The following is a 22,020-nucleotide window of genomic DNA, read 5'->3' as shown; positions in this document are numbered from 1 at the left end:
TTATCTCAGACTTGAATCCTATAAAATGCAGGTCGATAGGATTTGTCAAAGCGATCAGACCGGGACCTAAGGAGTTTTCCATGCGCGCAGTCGGACATTTCATCGGTGGCAAGGAGGTCAAGGGCACCTCGGGCCGCACCGCCGACGTTTTCGAGCCGATGACCGGTGACGTCCAGGCCAAGGTGGCGCTGGCGTCCAAGGCCGAAGTTCGCGCCGCCGTCGAGAACGCCCGCGCCGCACAGCCCGAATGGGCCGCGACCAACCCGCAGCGCCGCGCCCGCGTGATGATGAAATTCGTCGAGCTGGTGCAGCGCGACTACGACAAGCTCGCCGAAATGCTCGCTCGCGAGCACGGCAAGACCGTGCCCGATGCCAAGGGCGACATCCAGCGCGGCCTTGAGGTCGCGGAATTCGCCTGCGGCATCCCGCATCTGATGAAGGGCGAGTACACCGAAGGTGCCGGCCCAGGCATCGACATCTATTCCATGCGCCAGGCGCTCGGCGTCGTCGCCGGCATCACGCCGTTCAATTTCCCGGCGATGATCCCGATGTGGAAGTTCGCACCCGCGATTGCCTGCGGCAACGCCTTCATCCTGAAGCCCTCCGAGCGTGATCCGGGCGTGCCGATGATGCTCGCCGAACTCATGATCGAGGCGGGCCTGCCGGCCGGCATCCTCAACGTCGTCAACGGCGACAAGGAAGCGGTCGACGCCATCCTCGACGACCCCGACATCAAGGCCGTCGGCTTTGTCGGCTCGACGCCGATCGCGCAGTACATCTATGAGCGCGCGGCCCAGACCGGCAAGCGCTGCCAGTGCTTTGGCGGCGCCAAGAACCACGCCATCATCATGCCGGATGCCGACATGGACCAGGCTGTCGACGCGCTGATCGGCGCCGGCTACGGCTCGGCCGGCGAGCGCTGCATGGCCGTTTCCGTCGCCGTTCCCGTCGGCAAGTCCACCGCCGACCGCCTGATGGAAAAGCTGATCCCGCGCGTCGAGTCGCTCAAGATCGGCACCTCGATCGATCCGTCGGCCGATTACGGTCCGCTGGTGACGCGCGAGGCGGTCGAGAAGGTCAAGGGCTATATCGACATCGGCATCAAGGAAGGCGCGACGCTCGCTGTCGACGGCCGCGGCTTCAAGATGCAGGGCTACGAGAACGGTTTCTATCTCGGCGGTTCGCTGTTCGACAACGTCACCAAGGACATGCGAATCTACAAGGAAGAGATCTTTGGCCCGGTGCTCTCGGTGGTGCGCGCGCACGACTACAAGGAAGCGCTGGCGCTGCCGTCGGAGCATGATTACGGCAACGGCGTTGCCATCTTCACCCGCGACGGCGATGCCGCCCGCGACTTCGCGGCCAAGGTCAATGTCGGTATGGTCGGCATCAACGTGCCGATCCCGGTGCCGATCGCCTATTACACCTTCGGCGGCTGGAAAAAGTCCGGCTTCGGCGACCTCAACCAGCACGGTCCGGATTCGGTCCGCTTCTACACCAAGACCAAGACGGTGACCTCGCGCTGGCCTTCCGGCGTCAAGGAAGGCGCGGAGTTCTCGATCCCGCTGATGAAGTAATTTCCTCAGCCGTCATTGCGAGGAGCCCTTACGACGAAGCAATCCAGACTGTCTCTGCGGAGGGATGCTGGATTGCTTCGCTTCGCTCGCGATGACGAGAAAAATGAGCAGCCCAGCATGCAGTTCGCTCTGAACGAGGATCAGGTCGCGGTTCGCGACATGGCGTTGGCGTTTGCGGCGGAGAAGATCGCGCCGCACGCGCTGCGCTGGGACGAGGAAAAGCATTTCCCCGTCGACGTGATGCGCGAAGCCGCGACGCTCGGCATGGGCGGCATCTACATTCGCGAGGACGTAGGCGGCTCCGCCATGACACGGTTCGACGCCGCGCTGATTTTTGAGGCACTGGCGACGGGCTGCCCGACCACCGCGGCCTTCATCTCCATCCACAACATGGCGTCCTGGATGATCGATGGCTACGGCAGCGACACCCAGCGCCACAAATGGCTGCCAAAGCTCTGTACGATGGAGCTGATCGCGAGCTATTGCCTGACCGAGCCGGCCGCCGGCTCCGATGCGGCGGCACTGCGCACCCGTGCGGTGCGCGATGGCGATCATTACGTCTTGAACGGCCAGAAGCAATTCATCTCGGGCGCCGGCGGCACCGATCTGCTGGTCGTGATGGTCCGCACCGGCGGCGATGGTCCCGGCGGCATCTCGACCCTCGTCATTGACGGCAGGACATCAGGCGTTTCGTTCGGCGCCAACGAGCGCAAGATGGGTTGGAACGCGCAGCCGACCCGCGCCGTGATCTTCGAGAATGCCCGCGTGCCCATCGCCAACCGGTTGAGCGAGGAGGGCGTCGGCTTCAAGATCGCGATGGCCGGCCTCGATGGCGGCCGGCTCAACATCACGGCATGCTCGCTCGGCGGCGCGCAGACCGCGCTCGACAAGGCGCGCAGCTACATGAAGGAACGCAAGGCGTTTGGAAAACGCCTCGATGAATTCCAGGCGCTGCAATTCCGTCTCGCCGACATGGCCATCGAGCTCGAGGCCGCGCGCACGTTTTTGTGGCGCGCCGCCGCGGCGCTGGACCGCAAGGACCCCGACGCCACCATGCTGTGCGCGATGGCAAAACGCTTCGGCACAGACGTCGGCTTCGAGGTCGCCAACCATGCGCTTCAGCTTCATGGCGGCTACGGTTACCTCAGCGAATACGGCATCGAGAAGATCGTCCGCGATCTGCGCGTGCACCAGATCCTCGAAGGCACCAATGAAATCATGCGGCTCATCGTGGCGCGCAAATTGATCGAGGGCGCGCGATGAGTGGAGTAGAAGAGGGCGATCTCATCGTTCGCCGCGAGGGTGCGGCGGGCGTGATCCGGCTCAACCGTCCCAAGGCGATCAACGCCATGACGCTGGAGATGTCCATCGGCATCGACGCGGCGCTCGACAGATTCGAGGCTGATCCGGAAGTGGCCGTGATCATCCTTGAGGGCGCCGGCGAACGCGGCCTCTGCGCCGGCGGCGATATCCGCAGCCTCTGGGACAGCTCGCGCGAAGGCGGCGACCTTGGCGCGCGGTTCTGGCGCCAGGAATACGTCATGAATGCGCGGATCGCGAGATATCCGAAGCCGTATGTCGCATTCATGGACGGCCTCGTGATGGGCGGTGGCGTCGGTTTGTCCGGCCATGCCAGCCATCGCGTCGTCACCGATCGCACCAGACTCGCGATGCCCGAGGTCGGGCTCGGCTTCTTCCCCGATGTTGGTGGCACCTGGCTACTGTCGCGCTCACCCGGCGAGATCGGCACTTATTTTGGTCTTACCGGCCAGACCATGAACGGTCCTGACGCGATCCACGCAAAGTTCGCCGACGCCGTGGTGCCGGCTGCCAAATGGCCGGAGCTGCGTGAGGCGCTGACGCATGTCCGCCACGGTGTGACTGCGGCCGACGTCAGCAAGCTCATCGACGGCTTTGCGACAGGCGATGCCGCCGGGCCGGTGGCGGCGAAGCAGGCGATGATCGACACGCTGTTCGGCTTCGACCGTATGGAGGATATCTTCGCGGCGCTCCAGCGCGACGGCTCAGAGTTCGCGCTGGCGACGCTCAAGACGCTCAATGAAAAGTCGCCGCGCGGCATGGTGGTGACGCTGAAGCTCTTGCGTCTCGCGCGTACCGCGTCGAGCCTGGAAGAATGTCTGGTGCGTGAATATCGCGCCGCGCTGGAGGTCTTCCGCAGCGACGATTTCCGCGAGGGCGTGCGCGCCGCCGTGATCGACAAGGACCGCAATCCGAGCTTTTCGCCGCCGCGGATCGAGCATGTGACACCGCAGATGCTGGCGCCGTATCTCGCCGAGATCGGCGCCGACGAACTCAAATTCAACTAACAACGTTCAAGCGGAGGAAACGAAGATGGCCACGATCGCATTCATCGGTCTCGGCAACATGGGCGGCCCGATGGCCGCCAATCTGGTCAAGGCCGGCCACAAGGTCGTCGCGTTCGATCTCGCTGAGCCCTCGCGCGCGCAGGCCAAGACCGACGGTGCTGGTATCGCCGACAACGCATCGGACGCGGTGAAGGGCGCCGATGTCGTCGTCACCATGCTCCCCGCAGGCAAGCACGTGCTCGGCGTCTGGAACGAGGTCGTTCCTGTTATGACCAAGGGCGCGCTGATCATCGACAGCTCCACCATCGACGTCGAGAGTGCGCGGCAGGCGCATGCGCTTGCGGGGAAGAACGGCGTGCTCTCAGTCGACGCACCGGTCTCCGGCGGCACCGGCGGCGCCAAGGGCGCGACGCTCACCTTCATGTGCGGCGGTGAGGAGGGCGCGTTCGCGGCGGCAAAGCCCGTGCTGGAAAAAATGGGCAAGAAGATCGTCCATTGCGGCGGCGCCGGCGCGGGCCAGGCGGCAAAAATCTGCAACAACATGATCCTCGGCATTTCCATGATTGCGGTGAGCGAGGCGTTTGCGTTGGCTGAAAAGCTCGGCCTCTCGCATCAGGCGCTGTTTGACGTCGCCTCGACCTCGTCGGGTCAGTGCTGGTCGCTGACGACCTATTGCCCGGTTCCGGGCCCGGTGCCGACGTCGCCCGCCAACAACGATTACAAGCCGGGCTTCGCCTCGGCGTTGATGGTGAAGGATTTGACGCTTGCGCAGGACGCCGCGAAGGCCGCGGGCGCGGCGACGCCGCTCGGCCAGCATGCGCAGGAGATTTACCAGGCCTTCGACAAGGCAGGTCAGGGTGGGGTGGATTTTTCCGGAATTATCAAGCACGTTAGGGAGCTGGCCGGGAAAGCTTGATGACGACATTTCAGGAAGCGCGCGCGTTTTTGCTCACGCACCGCACGGACTACGTGACAGCGGTCAAGGACTTCCGCTGGCCCGATCCGGTTCCCTTCAACTGGGCGCTCGACTGGTTCGACGCCGAGCTGGCGACGAATGCGGACAGCAAGGACCGGCCCGCGCTCTGGATTGTCGATGCCGCGCAGGATAAGCAGACAAAACTGTCCTTCGCGGCGCTCTCGAAGCGCTCCAATCAGGTCGCGAACTTTCTCCGCGCGCAGGGCCTCAAGCGCGGCGATCATCTCCTGCTGCTGCTCGGCAATGTGGTTCCGCTGTGGGAGACGATGCTGGCTGCGATGAAGCTCGGAATCGTCGTGATCCCCGCGACCACGCTGCTCACCGCCGACGAGCTCCGCGACCGGCTCGACCGCGGCAAGGCGAAGGCGGTGGTGGCTGCGCAGGATCAGGTCGCGAAGTTCGCGAGCCTGGGCGCCGAGAATGTCGTGCGCATCGTCGTTGGCGCGGCCTTCGATGGCTGGCTGGCTTACGACGAGGCGGCGAAAGCTTCGGAGAGTTTGACAGCCGACGGCCCGACTAACGCCGACGACCCGATGCTGCTCTATTTCACCTCGGGTACGACCGCAAAACCAAAACTCGTGCTGCACAGCCAGCGCAGCTATCCTGTCGGCCATCTCTCCACCATGTACTGGATCGGGCTGAAGCCCGGCGATGTCCATCTCAACATTTCCTCGCCCGGCTGGGCCAAGCACGCCTGGAGCTGCTTCTTCGCGCCGTGGAATGCTGGCGCCACCGTGTTCGTGGTCAATCAGCCCCGCTTCGATGCCAAGGCGCTGCTCGCCACGATCGGCCGCTGCGGCGTCACCACGCTGTGCGCGCCGCCGACGGTGTGGCGGCTGTTCATCCAGGAGAACCTTGCGTCCTTCAAAGTGAGTTTGCGCGAGGTCTGCGGCGCAGGTGAGCCGCTCAATCCTGAAGTCATCGACCAAGTGCAGGCCGCCTGGGGCCTCACCATCCGCGACGGCTACGGCCAGACGGAAACCACGGCGCTTGCCGGCAACTCGCCCGGACAAAAAATCAAGATCGGTTCGATGGGCCGGCCGCTGCCGGGCTATCGCGTGCAGGTTAGCGACGCCGACGGCTATCGGGCGAAGGAGGGCGAGGTCGCGCTGGTGCTGGGCGATGACCGTCCCGCCGGCCTGATGCAGGGCTATCAGGGCGACGACGGCCAATTGGCAGGCGCCGAAGGCGAGCTCTATCGCAGCGGCGACGTGGTGTTCGAAGACGACGACGGCTATCTCACCTTCGTCGGCCGCTCGGACGACGTGTTCAAATCATCCGACTACCGCATCAGCCCGTTCGAGCTGGAGAGCGTGCTGCTCGAGCATGAACTGGTAGCGGAAGCGGCGGTGGTGCCGAGCCCCGATCCGATCCGGCTCGCGATTCCCAAGGCGTTCGTACTGTTGACGTCAGGCGCCGAGCGGACGCCGGAGACCGCGCTCTCCATCTTCAAGCACCTGCACACGCGGCTTGCGCCATTCAAGCGCATCCGGCGCCTCGAAATCGTCACCGAGCTGCCGAAAACGATCTCTGGAAAAATCCGCCGCGTGCAGCTACGCAGGCTCGAACGCGACGATGATCGCAGTGATCCGCTGCGCGGCCGGGAATTCCGCGAGGAGGATTTTCCGGAGCTGTCGAAAACCCGGAGTGAGACCTAAGTGAACGAAGTCTGGAAGAAGCCGCCGATTCCCTTGGACGCCTATCAGGCCATGGTCGGCAAGGAGATCGGCGTATCGTCGTGGCACCTGATCGACCAGCCGCGCATCGACACCTATGCCGATGTGATCGAGGATCATCAGTTCATCCACGTCGATCCGGAACGCGCGAAGAAAGAGACTGCCTTCGGCACCACCATCGCGCACGGATTCCTGACGATGTCGCTGCTGTCGATCATGTCCTATGAGGTGATGCCCGTCATCGCGGGCACCACGATGGGTGTCAATTACGGTTTCGACAAGCTGCGCTTCATCTCGCCGGTGCGCTCGAGCAAGCGCGTCCGCGGGCGGTTCGTGCTCGCTGAAGCCAAGCTCCGCAAGTCCAACGAATTGCTGTCGCGTACCAATGTGACGGTGGAGATCGAAGGTGAGGGCAAGCCGGCTTTGGTCGCCGAATGGCTGGGGCTGATCTATTTCGCCTGACTTGAGGCCTCGCTGCCGGGCTTGACCCGGCCACCCATCGCTGCTCAAAAGCCTGTCGATTTGATGGATGGCCGCGGGCAAACCCGGCCATGACAATCCAACATCCGGAAGCATACTCATGGCAATCAGGTTCGACGGACGCGTCGCCATCGTCACCGGCGCGGGCAATGGTCTCGGCAAGGCGCACGCGCTTGGGCTCGCCAGCCGCGGCGCCAAGGTCGTGGTCAACGACTTCGGCGGCGCGCGCGACGGCAGCGGCGGCTCGCTGTCGCCGGCTGAAGCCGTGGTCGAGGAGATCCGCAAGACCGGCGGCACCGCGATGGCCGATGGCGCCGACGTGTCGAATTTCGAGCAGGTCACCGCCATGGTCGAGCGCGCCACCAAGGAGTGGGGCAGCGTCGATCTCATGTGCGCCAATGCCGGCATCCTGCGTGACAAATCGTTCGGCAAGATGGAAGCAGCCGATTTCCAGAAGGTGCTCGATGTCCACCTCGTCGGCACCTTCTATTGCTGCAAGGCGGCCTGGGCCGGCATGCGCGACCGCAATTACGGCCGCATCGTGCTGACGACGTCGTCCTCCGGCCTCTACGGTAATTTCGGCCAGGCCAATTACGGCGCGGCAAAATCCGGCATGGTGGGCTTGATGAACGTGCTCGCAGAAGAGGGCCGCAAGACCGACATCCGCGTCAACATCATCTCGCCGACGGCGGCGACCCGCATGACCGAAGAGCTGCTGCCGCCGCAGGCGCTGCAACTGATGAAGCCGAATGCGATCACACCCGCCGTCGAGTACATGCTGAGCGAGGACGCGCCGACCCGCACGATCATGGGCGCCGGTGCAGGTTCGTTTGCCGTGATCAAGATTGTCGAGAGCGAGGGCATCAATCTGCCGGAATCCGAATGGACGCCGGACGCGGTCGCCGCGCATTTCGCCGAGATCAGCGACATGTCGAAGGCGAGGGCGTTGACGGGTGCGTTCGAGCAGACGCAGAAGTATGTGGCCCAGGCGGCGGCGCGGGCGGGGATCAAGCTCTGACCGCCGTCGCCGTCATCGGCGCCGGTCCCGCCGGGCTGATGGCGGCGGAGGTGCTGGCGCAGGGTGGCGCCCGCGTCACCGTGTACGACGCAATGCCTTCCGCCGGCCGCAAATTCCTGATGGCTGGCCGGGGTGGGCTCAATCTCACCCACAGCGAGCCGCTGCCGGATTTCCTCGCCCGCTACCGCGAAGCGATGCCGCATCTGCGCGTTGCGATCGAGGCGTTTTCGCCCGACGCATTGCGCGACTGGAGCGCGGCGCTTGGGCAGCTGACCTTCGTCGGCAGCAGCGGGCGGGTATTTCCAAAAACGTTCAAGGCCTCGCCCTTGCTGCGCGCCTGGCTGCGGCGGCTCGACGCTGCCGGCGTGCAATTTGCGTTTCGGCATCGCTGGACCGGGTGGAACGACGAGGGACGGCTACTGTTTCAAACACCCAATGGTGCCTCCATTGTTACTGCCGACGCCACCGTGCTTGCGCTCGGCGGCGCGAGCTGGCCGCGACTCGGGTCGGACGGAGGTTGGGTCGATATCCTCGCCGCGAAGCACATTGCCATCTCAAAGCTGCGGCCGGCCAATTCCGGCTTCACGGTCGCATGGTCCGATGTGTTCCGTGATCGCTTCGAGGGCCAGCCGCTCAAGGGCGTGGCGCTGACGATCGGTGCGCACACGGTGCGTGGTGAAGCGATGATCACGCGGAGCGGCATCGAAGGCGGCGCGATCTATGCGCTGTCGGCCGAGCTGCGCGAGGCGGTGCTGGGGCTCGGGCATGCGACGCTGACAATTGCATTGCGGCCTGATCTCGACCAAGCCGCGCTGACCACGCGCCTGTCGGGCACGCGCGGCAAGCAATCCCTCGCGAATTTCCTGCGCAAGGCTGCGCAAGTGTCGCCGGTTGGCATCGGTCTGATGCAGGAGGCCGCTATTGCGTCCGGCCGATCGCTGGCGGGATTTTCGCCGGCCGAGCTCGCGCACCTGATCAATGCGATTCCGGTTCAGCTCACGGGCGTAGCCCCGATTGATCGTGCGATCTCGACTGCAGGCGGGATTGCGTTCGATGAGATCGACGAAAACTTCATGCTGCGCAAATTGCCTGGCGTGTTTGCTGCCGGCGAGATGCTCGACTGGGAGGCGCCAACCGGCGGCTATCTGCTGCAGGCGTCGTTTGCGACGGGTGCTGCTGCGGGCAGGGGGGCGCTGGTGTGGCTCGCCCAATCGCAAAAACCGTAGGGTGGGCAAAGGTGCGAAGCGCCGTGCCCACGAGCTTTCGCGGTCACGGCGAGAAAGTCGTGGGCACGCTTCGCTTTGCCCACCCTACGGCACCTACCGCAGCTTGCCGCGCGCTGCCACCGGCAGCGTGCCGATGATCTCCTCGCCGCGGACCATCACCACCTCGTCCATCATATTGACGACGACGCAGACGTGATTGGGCACGATCCGCACGACGTCGCCGACATTCGGCCGCGTGTTGCTGCGGGAGAGGTCGAGGAAGCCGTGCTCCTCGGCGAAGCGCGCGATCTTGGCTTCGGGATGCTCCAGGATCAGGCCGTGGCCGTCGAGGCCGCCGGTGTCCGTGGTCAGCGTCTTCGAGCCGGCATCCAGAATGCCGCGCTCGGGCGCGGCGCGGCTCACCACCGTCGAATAGATGTGGAGTGCGCAATCGTCCCAGGTCGCCGAGCCGGCCGCGACCTGCATGCGATCGTTATAGATGTAGGTGCCGAAGCGGTGCTCGGTGCCGCCCTTGAGCTTGCCGATGTTCTTCAGGTTCGGCGTGCCGCCGGTCGAGACGATTTTTGCATCGAGCCCATGCGCACGCACGCCGGCCAGCGCCTCATCGAAGAACGTCTGCGCATCGCCCCAGCCGGTCTCGGTCGGGTACATCATGAAGCCCGCGAATTGCAGCCCCTGGAACGCGGCGATCTCGCGGGCCAGCGCGATCGCCTCGGCCGGCGTCTCGACGCCCGCGCGCTTGCGGCCCGTGTCGCATTCGACGACGACCGAGAGCGGACGGCCCGAGGCCGCGGCGGCCTTCGGCAAGCCGGCAACGACCGTCGAATTGTCGGCGGCGACCGTCATGTTGGCTTTTGCCTGGAGCGCGCCGAGCCGCGCCATCTTCTCTTCGCCGAGCAGATTGTAGCTGATCAGGATGTCGTCGATGCCGGCATTGGCCATGATCTCGGCTTCGCCGAGCTTCTGGCAGGTGATGCCCTTGGCACCGGCCGCGACCTGCATTTTTGCGATGGTCGGGTTCTTGTGCGTCTTGATGTGGGGACGGTTGGCGACGCCGGCGTCGTCGCAGGCCTTCTGGATCCGCGCGATGTTGCGCTCCACCTTGTCCATGTCGATGACGGCGCAGGGAGTGCCGTATTCACGTGCGATCTTTGCGGCGAGGGTCGTGGTCATGATTTAAGCCTGTTCGATTTCTTCGCGGAGCACTTCGAGCTCCAGCCATTTGTCCTCGGCCTCGGCCAGTTCTTTTTGCGCCTTCGTCAGAGCGTCAGAGGCCTGGTCGAAGCGCTTGCGATCCTTGCGGAAGAGATCGGGGTCGTCAAGGAAGCGCTGCTGCTTGGCGATCTCGGCCTGCAGCTTGGCGATGGTCTTGGGCAGTGTCTCCAGCGCGTGTTGCTCGTTGAAGGTCAACCGCCGTTTCGTGACACCGGAAGGCGCGACTGACCGCGACTCTCGTTTCTCTTCGGCGACCTTCGCCGTGGCGCGCTTCAAGTCGACGCCACGCTGGGCCAGCATGTCGGTGTAACCGCCGGCATATTCGAGCCAGCGTCCGTTGCCCTCGGGCACGATCACCGACGTCACCACGCGGTCGAGAAAATCGCGATCATGGCTGATCAGAATCACGGTGCCCTCGTAGTCGCCGAGCATTTCCTCGAGGACGTCAAGGGTCTCGAGGTCGAGGTCGTTGGTCGGCTCGTCCAGCACCAGGAGGTTGGAGGGCTTCGCCAGCGCGCGTGCCAGCATCAGCCGGCCGCGCTCGCCCCCGGAAAGCACCTCCAGCGGCGTGCGCATTTGCTCCTGGGCGAACAAGAAGTCCTTCATGTAGCTGACGACATGCTTCGGCTTGCCGCCGACCATGACGTGGTCGCCGCGGCCGCCGGTCAGCGCCTCTGCCAGCGTCGATTTGGGATCGAGACTTTCGCGATGCTGGTCGAGCGTCGCCATCTCGATGTTGGCGCCGAGCCGTATGCTGCCGCTGTCCGGTGCGCTGCCGCCGGTCAGCATCTCGATCAGCGTGGTCTTGCCGGCACCGTTCGGGCCGACGATGCCGATGCGATCGCCGCGCTGGACGCGGATCGAAAAGTCGTCGACGATCTTTCGTTCGCCATAGGACCGGCTGATATTTTTTGCCTCGATGACGAGCTTGCCGGACTTGTCGGCTTCGGCAGCCGCGAGGTTGGCGCTGCCGGTCGCGCCGCGATGGGTGCGGCGCTGGTCGCGTAGCGCGTGCAGGTTCCCAAGCCGCTTGACGTTGCGTTTGCGACGGCCGGAGACGCCGTAGCGCAACCAGTGCTCCTCGTTGACGATCTTGCGGTCGAGCTTGTGCTGGTCGCGCTCTTCCTCCGCGAGCACCTCGTCGCGCCAGGCCTCAAACGCACTGAAGCCCCGGTCGATCTGCCGGATCTGGCCGCGGTCGAGCCAGGCAGTGCTGCGCGAGAGATTGCTGAGGAAGCGCCGATCGTGGCTGATGATCACCAGCGCGCAGCGGCGGCTCTCCAGTTCGCCCTCCAGCCATTCGATGGTCGTCAGATCCAGATGGTTGGTTGGCTCGTCCAGCAGCAGGATATCGGGCGAGGGCGCCAGCACGCGCGCCAGCGCGGCGCGGCGCGCTTCGCCGCCGGAGACATGCGCGGGATCTTCTTCGCCGCTGAGACCGAGCTGTTCGACCAGATAGCGCGCCTGATAGTGATCGTCGCCGGCATTAAGGCCGGCCTCGACATAGGCCAGTGTGGTGGAGAAGCCGGAAAAATCCGGCTCCTGCGGCAAATAGCGGATGGTGGCGCCGGGCTGCACGAAACGGCTGCCGCCATCAGGCTCGACCAGGCCGGCGGCGATCTTGAGCAGCGTCGATTTGCCCGAACCGTTGCGGCCAATCAGGCAGACGCGTTCGCCGGTCGAAACCGACAGTTCGACGCTCGCCAGAAGCGGCGTGCCGCCAAAAGTCAGCTTGATGTCGCGCAGTTGAATCAGCGGTGGCGCCATGCGGTGTCTCAGTCCTGTCTTGTTGCGGCCTGATCGGCGCGGCGGCGCTGAATGCGGCGGATGGTCTGGTCGAGCGTCGACAGAAACGTCGAGCGGTCGCGTGGTGCAAACGATTTCGGACCGCCCGTGACTTCGCCCGCCGAGCGCAAATCCGTCATCAGGTTGCGGACCGCGAGCGTCATTCCGATCGATTCTTCGGTGAACGGCTTGCCGTTCGATGCAATCACATCGGCCCCGGCTTTCACGCAGCGGCTCGCGAGCGGAATATCCGAGGTGATGACGATATCGCCGGGACCCGCGCGTTCCGCGATCCAGTCGTCGGCGGCATCCATGCCGGCACCCGCGGCCACCCGCTCGATCAGCGGGTCTTGCGGTACGCGGATGAAATTGCCGGCGACCACGCTCACCGGCAAGCCGTGCCTGCCGGCGACGCGATAGATCTCGTCCTTGACGGGGCAGGCGTCGGCGTCGACGTAGATACGGGTGGTGTTTTGAGGGTTCGTCATTATCCGTAAATGGGGCTTGCGAAGCGGTTCCGCAGCCCGCGCGTGGTACCCCATCCGGAGCGCAAAGGCGAGGGGATTGACCCCGGTTCCTCGGGGCCTACCATCGGTCCCGAAACAACAAGAATACAGGCAAAAAATGAGGAAGGGTGACCCCATGCCGAACCGGCTCGAAACCTGGCGTGTCGAGGCCTACAACACCGCCAAACAGTCCGAAAACAAGATGCATGACGACACGGTCGCACGCCGCTTCGGCTTTTCCGGTGGGCTGGTCCCGGGCGTCGATGTTTTCGCCTATATGATGCACGTGCCGGTGGCGCGCTGGGGGCGAGATTTCCTGTCGCGCGGGCTGGTCGAGGCCCGCTTCATCAAGCCGGTCTATGACGGCGAGACCGCGGACGTCGATGCGACCGAGCACAACGGCCTGCTCACGATCGAGGTGTTCAGCCGCACCGAGCTTTGTGCCACCGGAACGGCCTCGCTGCCAGCCGCCGCCCCGCTGGTGTCACTGAGCGACTATGTTGCGGTCCCGCCTGTCACCGAGCGCAAGCCGGTTAGCCCCGCGACGTTCGAGACGGGCAAATGGCTGGGCACGGCGCCCCGGCGCTGGGCCGGGCAGGATGCGACCGACTATCTCGCCGACATCAGGGAGACCGATCCGGTCTTTGCGCGCGAGGGGCTCGGCCATCCCGGGCTGATCCAGCGCGTGATGAACCGCGTCCTCGTCGACAACACCATTCTGGGCCCGTGGATCCATGTCGGCAGCCGTATGCAGCTGCTGTCCGCCGCACGCGCCGGCGACGAGATGGTCGCGCGGGCGAAGGTCACCGCGAACTACGAGAAGAAAGGCCACCGCTTCGTCGAGCTCGACGCGCTCGTCGTCGCCAACGGCACGACGCCGTTGGCGCATTGCCAGCACACCGCGATCTACCAGCCGCGCGAGCAGGCGGCGGCTTAGATAAGAGGCACCGCGCGTCCTCACATTCGCTGTCATTTCCCGCGAAGGCGGGAATCCAGTACGCCGCGGCTTCTCCGTATCCCACGACCGTCTCTGGAATACTGGATCGTCCGCCTTCGCGGACGATGACAGCGGAGTTTGTGGAAGTGGAAGGCGGGGTCTCCCCTATGCCGCGCCCTTCGCATCCTGGATCGCGCGCCACACCTTTTCCGGGGTTAGCGGCATGTCGATGTGCTTGATGCCGTAGTCTGACAGCGCATCGACCACGGCATTCACCACCGTCGACAGGCTGCCGGCGCAGCCGGCTTCGCCGCAGCCCTTGCTGCCGAGCGGATTGGTTGTCGCCGGCACCGGGTGATCGCCGACCTCCATGAACGGCACGTCCTCAGCGCGGGGCAGGGCGTAGTCCATCAGCGAGCCCGTGATCGGCTGGCCGCTCTCGTCGTAACGGACGTGCTCCATCAGCGCCTGGCCGATACCCTGGACGACGCCACCATGGAGCTGGCCAGCGACCAGCATCGGGTTGATCACCGTGCCGAAATCGTTCACCGCGCTGTAGCGCACGATCTGCACGACGCCGGTCTCCGGATCGATCTCCACTTCGGCGACATGGCAGCCGTTCGGGAACGCGGACGGCACCGGCTCGCTGGTGTGATCGACGTCGAGTGAGTCAGGGACGCCGTCCGGCGTCTTGCCGTCATGCAGCTTCTTGGCGAGCTCCATGATGTCGATGCTGCGGTCGGTGCCGGCGATGGTGAAACTGCCCTCGGCGAATTCGATGTCGGCTTCGGACGCCTCCAGCATGTGCGCAGCCGCTCGCTTGCCTTTCTCGATCACCAGCTTCGAGGCCTCGACGATGGCCTGGCCGCTTGCCGTGATCGAGCGCGAGCCGCCGGTGCCGTTGCCGGTGTGGACGATGTCGCTGTCGCCCTGCACCAGCTTGACGCTGTCGAAGGGCACGCCCAGCTGCGAGCACAGCACCTGAGCGAATGCGGATGCGTGACCCTGGCCGTAATCGAGCGTGCCGGTGATGAGCTGCACGCTGCCATCGGCATCGAACACGATCTTGCCGAGCTCGGGGCTCGGCGGCGCGGTTACCTCGAGATAGGAGCCGACCGCGATGCCGCGCAGCTTGCCGGCCTTCTTGCTGTCCTTCTTGCGCTTGGCAAAGTTCTCGTGGTCGGAGATCTCGAGCGCCTTGTTGAACACGGCCTGGAAGTCGCCGCTGTCATAGGTGACGCCGGAGGACGCCGCGAACGGCATCTGGCTCTGCTTGATGAAGTTGCGCTTGCGCATCGTCAGGCGGTTGATGCCCATCTCGTCGGCAGCGCGGTCGATCAGCCGCTCCATGTAGTAGTTCGCCTCGGGCCGGCCGGCGCCGCGATAGGCGCCCATCAGCGTGGTGTTGGTCAAAACCGTCTTGATATCGACGGCCATCAGCGGCGTGCGATAGACGCTGGAAAAGTTCTTGCTGGTGTTGAGCGAGAGCGGACTGGGCGCAACGCCGGTGATGTAGGCACCAAGATTGCCGTAGCCCGAGAGCTTTGCCGCGAGGAAGTGGCCCTCGGCATCCAGCGCGAGTTCGGCATGGATTTTTTGCGCGCGGCCGTGGCTGTCGGAGAGGAAGCTGGTGGAGCGCTCGTCGAGCCACTTCACTGGCCGTTCCAGCGCCTTCGCCGCATACAGGATGCACATGTATTCGGGATAGTTGACGTTCTTCATGCCGAAGGAGCCGCCGACATTGGCGGTGAGGATACGCACCTTCTCGTTCGGCACCTTCAGGTTCTTGGCGAGGTTGGCGCGGTTGCCCGCGACGCCCTGGGTCGGCATCTGGATGGTGTAGCGCTCGGTTGTCTTGTCGTAGGAGGCCAGTCCCACGCGCGGCTCCATCGAAACCACGGCCACGCGGGTGTTCTCGATGTCGACCTTTGTGACATGGGCGGCGCCGGCAAAGGCCGCGTTCACCTTCTCCATGTCGCCATAATGGTAGTCGAGCGCGACGTTGTTCGGGATGTGGTCGTAGAGAAGCGGCGCGCCGGGCCGGGTGGCTTCCTCGGGGTCGGTCACCGCCGGCAGCGGCTCGATATCGACCTCGACGGCCTCGGCCGCGTCGCGCGCCTGCGCCAGCGTTGCCGCCACCACGAAGGCGACGGGATCGCCGACGAAGCGGACCTTGTCGGTTGCGAGCGGCTGGCGGTTGGTCTGGAGCAGTGGCGAGCCGTCACGGCTCTTCAGCGGCAGGCCGCAGGTGAAGGGGCCGTAGCCGGCGGCGTCGAGGTCTTTGCCCGTCCACGCGCCGAGCACGCCCGGCATCGCCCTGGCGGCGTCGGTGTTGAGGCTGCGGATGATTCCATGGGCATGGGTCGAGCGGACGACCACGGCATAGGCTTGGCCGGGCAGGTTGAAATCGTCGGTGTAGCGGCCCTTGCCGCGCACCAGCGTGTCATCCTCCTTGCGGCGGACCGGCTGCCCGACGCCGTATTTTTGCAGTGCAATAGCGTTTTCGAGCGTGGACGATTTGGTGTGTTCTTGCATGGAATTGACCTGAAAAGCCGGCAATTGCGCGGTTGGGGGCGCTTGGGGGGACCGGACCCCTCAAAAATAGCCCACGGACCCGTTCACGACAACGCACGAATGGGCATGGTCCTATGTGATGCGTTGTTGCGCAGGCCTGCCGCGCTGCTAAGGTTTCAGGCGAAAAAGCAATTCCAGACCGGCCCGACCGGCCGCGGAAAGACAGTTTGTATGAATGACCACACGCGGCTCCGCGACGGCCTTGTGCCGCACGGTGAGCTGGAGGGGTCGATGGCGGCGGTGGCGTTGGCCCCCGAACCGGCCGTCCCCGCGCAAGCGGGAACCGGCGTCTACGCGGCGCTGGACCTCGGCACCAACAATTGCAGGCTCCTGATTGCCTGTCCGACCAGCGATGGCTTTCGCGTGGTCGATTCCTTCTCGCGCATCATCCGGCTCGGCGAGGGCGTCTCGGCGACCGGCTGCATCAGCGAGGCCGCGATCGAGCGCGCCATCGTCGCGCTCAGCATCTGCCGCGACAAGATCAACCTGCGCAAAGCCAGGCGGCTGCGTCTGATCGCGACCGAAGCCTGCCGGGCGGCCTCGAACGCCGAAGGTTTCCGCAGCCGCGTCGCGGCCGAGACTGGCATCGAACTCGAGGTGATCGACCGCGAGACCGAGGCTTCGCTCGCCGTGCTCGGCTGCTCGCCGCTGGTGGACCCCAGGGGCAGGGGGGCGATCCTGTTCGATATTGGCGGCGGCTCGACCGAGCTGGTGCGGATCGAGCGCGACCCGCAAAATCCGGAGCCGCGCATAAAAGCCTGGATGTCGATCCCGCATGGCGTGGTCACGCTTGCCGAACAGTTCGGCGGCCGCGACGTGACGCCGGAGATTTACGCCGCGATGGAGCGCGAGGTCGCGCGCCACGTCGCACCGTTCGCCGAACAGCACGGCGGCGAACTCGCGGATATGCATCTGCTCGGCACCTCCGGCACCGTGACGACGCTCGCCGGCATCCATCTCAATCTCGCGCGCTACGACCGCCGCCGCATCGACAGCATCTGGATGAACGATTCCGACCTCACCGCGACCATCAACAAGCTGCTTGGCATGAGCTACGAGGAGCGCGCCGCGAATAGCTGCATCAGCGTCGAGCGCGCCGATCTCGTGCTGGCCGGCTGCGCCATCCTCGATGCTATCAGGAGCGCGTTCCCGCTGCCGCGCCTGCGCGTCGCCGACCGGGGCCTGCGCGAAGGCATGCTGGTCGAGATGATGCGCGAAGACGGCGCGCTCAGGAGCTGGTGAGATGGCCAAGGACACCACCGGCCGCTTGCACGTCCAGGTCAAAACCAAGGTCAAGACCGGCGGCAAGCGCAAATTGTCGTCGAAACTCTGGCTGGAGCGGCAGCTCAACGATCCCTACGTCGTCAAGGCGAAGGCGCTGGGCTATCGCTCGCGCGCAGCATTCAAGCTGCTCGAGATCGACGACAAATACAGGTTGCTGAAATCAGGCATGGCCGTGGTCGACCTTGGTGCTGCGCCAGGCGGCTGGAGCCAGATCGCTGCCAAGCGTGTCGGCTCCGCCGACGGTAGGGGCAAGGTGATCGCGATCGACCTGTTGGAAATCCCCGAGATTGCCGGCGTCGAGTTCGCTCAGCTCGATTTCATGGACAATGACGCGCCGGACAAGCTCAAGGCCATGCTCGACGGCGGCGCGGACGTCGTGATGTCCGACATGGCCGCCAACACCACCGGCCACCGCAAGACCGATCAGCTCCGCATCGTTGGCCTGATCGAGACCGCCGCCGCCTTTGCCTGCGACGTGCTGAAGCCCGGCGGGACTTTCCTGGCAAAGGCGTTCCAGAGCGGCGCCGACGCCGAGCTGCTCGCTCAGCTCAAGCGCGATTTTGCGACGGTGCGTCACGTCAAGCCCGCCGCGAGCCGTGCGGATTCCTCGGAGCGCTACGTGCTGGCGACGGGGTTTCGCGGCGGGGCGGACAGAGAATAGCAGTCGAATTCTCTCGCGAGCGCGTGACGGTCAAACGGTATCTGATCGATGCCGATACGAGCAATCCTCCGCCTTCCTGAAGCCGGATGGCACGCACCCTTCACCCGAACTGCAACTCGTTGGCCAGACCACTGGCTTAGTATCGGACAATCAGCTCGCAATCAGCAGCGCATCGCCGCTGGGACTCGGCGTGGTGCTCTACCGCATCGAACGGCAGTCACCCTAGCCGCTGGTCCCGCACGTCCTGGGTGTCCTCGGTCGCCGTCTTGACGGCGGCGCTCGCCGCGCTCTTCGCCGCACCCTTGCGGCTGGAAATATCCACCGCCTTGCGGCCGGAGATCTCGTGGCCGGCATCGGCGGGCATCTGCCAGAAGAAGAAGCTCGATACCGCCGAGGTCAGCGCCACCACGATGAAGGCGGGCGCGAACACGGTGGCGTTGAGCTCGCTGACATGGCTGAGCCACATCGTCGTCTCCACCGAGGCCGCGCCGACGGCGACGCCGGCGGAGACGGCGAGCTGCTGGTTGACGCTGACGAGCGTGGTGGCGCGGCTCATCTGCGGCGGCTCGACGTCGGCATAGGCGACCGTATTGATGGCGGTGAACTCGAGCGAGCGGAAGAAGCCGCCGACCACCAGGATGATCATGATGATCAGCAGCGGCGTCGTCACCGTGAACAGCGCACAGGCCGCGAGGAAAACCGCGCTGACGATCGCGTTCACCGTCATTAGATTGCGGAAGCCGAAGGTGCGGATGAGGCGCGCGGCCAGCGTCTTCATGCCCATGGCCCCGAGCGAGGAGGCGAAGGTCACGAGGCCGGAGTGGAATGGCGACAGGCCGAAGCCGATCTGCATCAGGAGCGGCAGCAGGAACGGGAGCGCGCCGATGCCGAGGCGGAACAGGAAGCCGCCGAGGATCGCCGCGCGCAGCGTCGGCAGGTTCAGCAGAGAGAAGTCGAGCACGGGCGATCCCGTCCGTCGCGCGTGAATGACATAGAGCGTCATCGAGATCGAACCGCCCACGACGAGGGCCGCGATCGTGCTCCACGGCAGCAAATTGAGGCCGGCAACGGAGAGGCCGAAGGCGATGCCGGCGAGCCCCAGCCCTGCGAGCACCATGCCGTAAAAATCGAACGGCTCGCGCTCGTCGCTCTTGATGGGATCGATGAACTTCAATGCCATGAAGATGCCGAGCAACCCGATCGGGATGTTGATCAGGAAGATCCAGTGCCACGACGCATAGGTCGTGATGAAGCCGCCGAGCGGCGGGCCGATCACCGGGCCGATCAGGGCAGGGATCGTCACCCAGGCCATCGCATTGACCAGCGCGCTCTTGTCCACCGAGCGCAGTAGCACCAGGCGCCCGACCGGCGTCATCATCGCCCCGCCCATGCCTTGCAGGATGCGCGCGAACACGAAATCGGTGACCGAGCCTGACAGCGCGCAGCCGATCGATCCCACCATGAACACGCCGACCGCAATCGCGAACACCATCCGTGCGCCGAAGCGATCGGCGGTCCAGCCGCTCGCCGGGATGAACACGGCCAGCGACAGCAGATAGGAGGTGATCGCAAGCTTCAGCGTCAGCGGGCTGGTGCCGATGTCGGCCGCGATCGCCGGCAGCGAGGTGGCGATGACAGTCGAGTCCATGTTCTCCATGAAGAGAGCAGTGGCCACGATCAGCGGAATGATGCGTTGCTTGTCGACCATGATGGATTGGTAATGGAGATCGGAAGGAGGGGTGGAATTGCGGCTTAACACCACGACTCGGCCGGGACCATTGCGGATCGACGCATAGCACCTAAATCCCGCGTAACAACGGTGTGACCCCCAAAGGCGGTTGCGCTCGCTCCCTCGTCATTCCCCGGCCGCCCCTTGGCGCGCGCGAGGAATGACGGCAGGTCGGTCGTGCACGGCCAATCCACGCTGAATTTACTTAAAAAGCCTGTGCATGGCTGGCCAGCGGGCCGAATTGCTTTGATTCGTCACGCGGGCATGCTATCGACCCGCGTCAACCCCACCGATGGGCTCCGAATCTCCGGCGATGCCGCAAGGCACGCCGAGGGCGGCGCTCATCCATAAGTATTTTGCGGCAGGGCCGCAGGAAGGAGTTGGCATATGGCCACGGTTCAGGGCATCCGCGAAGCTTTTACGTTCGACGACGTGCTGTTGAAGCCGGGCCTGTCGGACGTCATGCCGGGCGAGGTCGACATCCGCACCCACGTCACCCGCGCCATTCCGCTCAACATCCCGATCATGGCCTCCGCCATGGACACGGTCACCGAAGCCCGCATGGCGATCGCCATGGCGCAGGCCGGCGGCCTCGGCGTCATCCACCGCAATTTCGATCCCGAAGGTCAGGCCGCCCAGGTGCGGCAGGTCAAGCGTTATGAGTCCGGCATGGTGGTGAACCCGCTCACCATCAGCCCCGACGCCACGCTCGACGACGCGCTCAAGCTGATGAGCGACCACGGCATCTCCGGCATTCCCGTCGTCACCGGTGCGAGCAAGAATACGCCCGGCAAGCTGGTCGGCATCCTCACCAACCGCGACGTGCGGTTTGCCACCGACCGGCGTCAAAAAGTCTCAGAGCTGATGACGCATGACGGCCTCGTCACCGTGCGCGAGAATGTCAACCAGGACGAGGCGCGGCGCTTGCTGCATCACCACCGCATCGAGAAGCTGCTCGTCGTCGACGAGCAATATCGCTGCGTCGGCCTCGTCACCGTCAAGGACATGGAGAAGGCAGTCGCCCATCCGCTCGCCTGCAAGGATGCGCAGGGGCGACTGCGCGTTGCCGCCGCCACGACGGTCGGCGATACCGGCTTCGAGCGCACCGAGCGGCTGATAGATGCCGGCGTCGACCTCGTCGTCGTCGACACCGCGCATGGCCACTCCCGCCACGTGCTGCATGCGGTCAACCGCATCAAGCGTCTCTCCAACTCCGTGCAGGTCGTCGCCGGCAACGTCGCCACATCAGAGGGCACGCAGGCGCTGATCGATGCGGGCGCGGACTGCATCAAGGTCGGCATTGGTCCGGGCTCGATCTGCACCACGCGCATCGTCGCCGGCGTCGGCGTTCCCCAGCTCACCGCGATCATGGATGCGGTGGAAGCGGCGAAGAAGGCCGACATTCCCGTCATCGCCGATGGCGGCATCAAGTTCTCCGGCGATCTCGCCAAGGCGCTCGCTGCCGGAGCAGATATTGCCATGGTCGGCTCGCTGCTGGCCGGCACCGACGAGACGCCCGGCGAAGTGTTCCTGTGGCAGGGCCGTTCCTACAAGGCCTATCGCGGCATGGGCTCGGTCGGCGCGATGGCGCGCGGATCTGCCGATCGTTACTTCCAGCAGGACATCAAGGACACGCTCAAGCTCGTGCCTGAAGGCATCGAGGGCCAGGTGCCCTACAAGGGCCCGGTCGGCAACGTCATGCACCAGCTCGCCGGCGGCCTCCGTGCTGCCATGGGCTATGTCGGCGCGAAGGACATGAAGGAGCTGCACGAGAAGGCGAACTTCGTCCGCATCACCGGTGCAGGCCTGCGCGAAAGCCACGTCCACGACGTCACCATCACACGCGAAGCCCCCAACTATCCGGGCGGAGGTTAGTCCTCGCGCTCCTTCGCTCCGCCCTCGTGCCCCGGACGCAGCGCAGCACCTCTTCGGTGATGCGCTGCAGAGCCGGGACCCATCTCTCCGCTGGATCGCATGTGGCCTTCTGCGTCCCGGCTCTGCGCAGCAGCGCAAAGAGCGCCGCAGCGCGTCCGGGACACGAGAGTGAGC

At 65.0% G+C, this 22,020-nt stretch carries 17 protein-coding genes; 12 read left to right on the top strand and 5 right to left on the bottom strand.

Going from position 1 to position 22,020, the window contains the following annotated elements; all coding sequences use genetic code 11:
* Window positions 1–80: 80 nt before the first annotated feature.
* The 8 genes from IVB29_RS25350 to IVB29_RS25315 all read left to right on the top strand — a co-directional run bounded on the left by IVB29_RS25350 (window position 81) and on the right by IVB29_RS25315 (window position 9,280).
* Window positions 81–1,577: a CoA-acylating methylmalonate-semialdehyde dehydrogenase gene (locus IVB29_RS25350; RefSeq protein WP_092025427.1), complete on the top strand. Its 1,497-nt coding sequence runs from the start codon at window positions 81–83 to the stop codon at window positions 1,575–1,577.
* Between the two features lie 117 nt (window positions 1,578–1,694).
* The gene (locus tag IVB29_RS25345; protein ID WP_247506131.1) at window positions 1,695–2,840 is read left to right on the top strand and encodes an isobutyryl-CoA dehydrogenase; all 1,146 of its coding nucleotides are present in this window, start codon (window positions 1,695–1,697) and stop codon (window positions 2,838–2,840) included.
* On the top strand, window positions 2,837–3,904 hold the full coding sequence (locus IVB29_RS25340; RefSeq protein WP_247506130.1) for an enoyl-CoA hydratase/isomerase family protein: 1,068 nt from the start codon (window positions 2,837–2,839) through the stop codon (window positions 3,902–3,904). Before IVB29_RS25345 ends, IVB29_RS25340 begins: the two co-directional genes overlap by 4 nt.
* A 25-nt stretch (window positions 3,905–3,929) precedes the next feature.
* Window positions 3,930–4,820, top strand: coding sequence for a 3-hydroxyisobutyrate dehydrogenase (gene mmsB, locus IVB29_RS25335; protein WP_247506129.1), 891 nt, complete (start codon window positions 3,930–3,932; stop codon window positions 4,818–4,820).
* The gene (locus tag IVB29_RS25330; protein ID WP_247506128.1) at window positions 4,820–6,538 is read left to right on the top strand and encodes an AMP-binding protein; all 1,719 of its coding nucleotides are present in this window, start codon (window positions 4,820–4,822) and stop codon (window positions 6,536–6,538) included. Before mmsB ends, IVB29_RS25330 begins: the two co-directional genes overlap by 1 nt.
* Window positions 6,539–7,018, top strand: a complete 480-nt coding sequence (locus IVB29_RS25325) for a MaoC family dehydratase (RefSeq protein WP_247506127.1) — start codon at window positions 6,539–6,541, stop codon at window positions 7,016–7,018.
* A 118-nt stretch (window positions 7,019–7,136) separates the two neighbouring features.
* Window positions 7,137–8,054 carry an SDR family NAD(P)-dependent oxidoreductase gene (locus tag IVB29_RS25320; RefSeq protein ID WP_247506126.1) on the top strand — a complete coding sequence of 306 codons (918 nt, stop codon included), beginning with the start codon at window positions 7,137–7,139 and terminating at the stop codon, window positions 8,052–8,054.
* Complete coding sequence (locus tag IVB29_RS25315) at window positions 8,051–9,280, top strand: TIGR03862 family flavoprotein (protein WP_256466918.1); 1,230 nt, start codon at window positions 8,051–8,053, stop codon at window positions 9,278–9,280. The genes IVB29_RS25320 and IVB29_RS25315 overlap by 4 nt, the downstream gene beginning before the upstream one ends.
* Before the next feature lie 93 nt (window positions 9,281–9,373).
* Here the strand turns inward: IVB29_RS25315 and IVB29_RS25310 are convergent, their stop codons facing one another.
* From IVB29_RS25310 to IVB29_RS25300, 3 genes are read right to left on the bottom strand one after another with little or no spacing between them, the layout of a single operon-like run.
* The gene (locus IVB29_RS25310) at window positions 9,374–10,453 is read right to left on the bottom strand and encodes a D-TA family PLP-dependent enzyme (RefSeq protein WP_247506124.1); all 1,080 of its coding nucleotides are present in this window, start codon (window positions 10,451–10,453) and stop codon (window positions 9,374–9,376) included.
* A gap of 3 nt (window positions 10,454–10,456) precedes the next feature.
* On the bottom strand, window positions 10,457–12,262 hold the full coding sequence (locus IVB29_RS25305) for an ATP-binding cassette domain-containing protein (protein ID WP_247506123.1): 1,806 nt from the start codon (window positions 12,260–12,262) through the stop codon (window positions 10,457–10,459).
* Window positions 12,263–12,270: 8 nt separating this feature from the next.
* Window positions 12,271–12,768, bottom strand: a complete 498-nt coding sequence (locus tag IVB29_RS25300; protein ID WP_247506122.1) for a YaiI/YqxD family protein — start codon at window positions 12,766–12,768, stop codon at window positions 12,271–12,273.
* Between the two features lie 154 nt (window positions 12,769–12,922).
* On the opposite strand from IVB29_RS25300, the gene IVB29_RS25295 reads away from it, so the two are divergent.
* Window positions 12,923–13,723 carry a hypothetical protein gene (locus IVB29_RS25295; protein WP_247506121.1) on the top strand — a complete coding sequence of 267 codons (801 nt, stop codon included), beginning with the start codon at window positions 12,923–12,925 and terminating at the stop codon, window positions 13,721–13,723.
* A gap of 165 nt (window positions 13,724–13,888) precedes the next feature.
* On the opposite strand, the gene IVB29_RS25290 is transcribed toward IVB29_RS25295, so the two are convergent.
* Window positions 13,889–16,258, bottom strand: a complete 2,370-nt coding sequence (locus IVB29_RS25290; protein ID WP_247506120.1) for a xanthine dehydrogenase family protein molybdopterin-binding subunit — start codon at window positions 16,256–16,258, stop codon at window positions 13,889–13,891.
* Between the two features lie 210 nt (window positions 16,259–16,468).
* On the opposite strand from IVB29_RS25290, the gene IVB29_RS25285 reads away from it, so the two are divergent.
* Both IVB29_RS25285 and IVB29_RS25280 read left to right on the top strand, forming a co-directional pair.
* A complete protein-coding gene (locus IVB29_RS25285; RefSeq protein WP_247506119.1) occupies window positions 16,469–17,539 on the top strand; it encodes a Ppx/GppA phosphatase family protein in 1,071 nt (356 codons plus the stop codon).
* Between the two features lies 1 nt (window position 17,540).
* Window positions 17,541–18,242: an RlmE family RNA methyltransferase gene (locus IVB29_RS25280; protein ID WP_247506118.1), complete on the top strand. Its 702-nt coding sequence runs from the start codon at window positions 17,541–17,543 to the stop codon at window positions 18,240–18,242.
* Window positions 18,243–18,459: 217 nt separating this feature from the next.
* On the opposite strand, the gene IVB29_RS25275 is transcribed toward IVB29_RS25280, so the two are convergent.
* Complete coding sequence (locus IVB29_RS25275) at window positions 18,460–19,950, bottom strand: DHA2 family efflux MFS transporter permease subunit (protein WP_247506117.1); 1,491 nt, start codon at window positions 19,948–19,950, stop codon at window positions 18,460–18,462.
* 408 nt (window positions 19,951–20,358) lie between these two features.
* On the opposite strand from IVB29_RS25275, the gene guaB reads away from it, so the two are divergent.
* Window positions 20,359–21,846: an IMP dehydrogenase gene (guaB, locus tag IVB29_RS25270; protein WP_247506116.1), complete on the top strand. Its 1,488-nt coding sequence runs from the start codon at window positions 20,359–20,361 to the stop codon at window positions 21,844–21,846.
* Window positions 21,847–22,020 lie beyond the last annotated feature (174 nt).

Source organism: Bradyrhizobium sp. 1 (assembly GCF_023073315.1).
Classification (GTDB): domain Bacteria; phylum Pseudomonadota; class Alphaproteobacteria; order Rhizobiales; family Xanthobacteraceae; genus Bradyrhizobium.
This window is presented reverse-complemented; position numbering and strand designations above follow the sequence as displayed.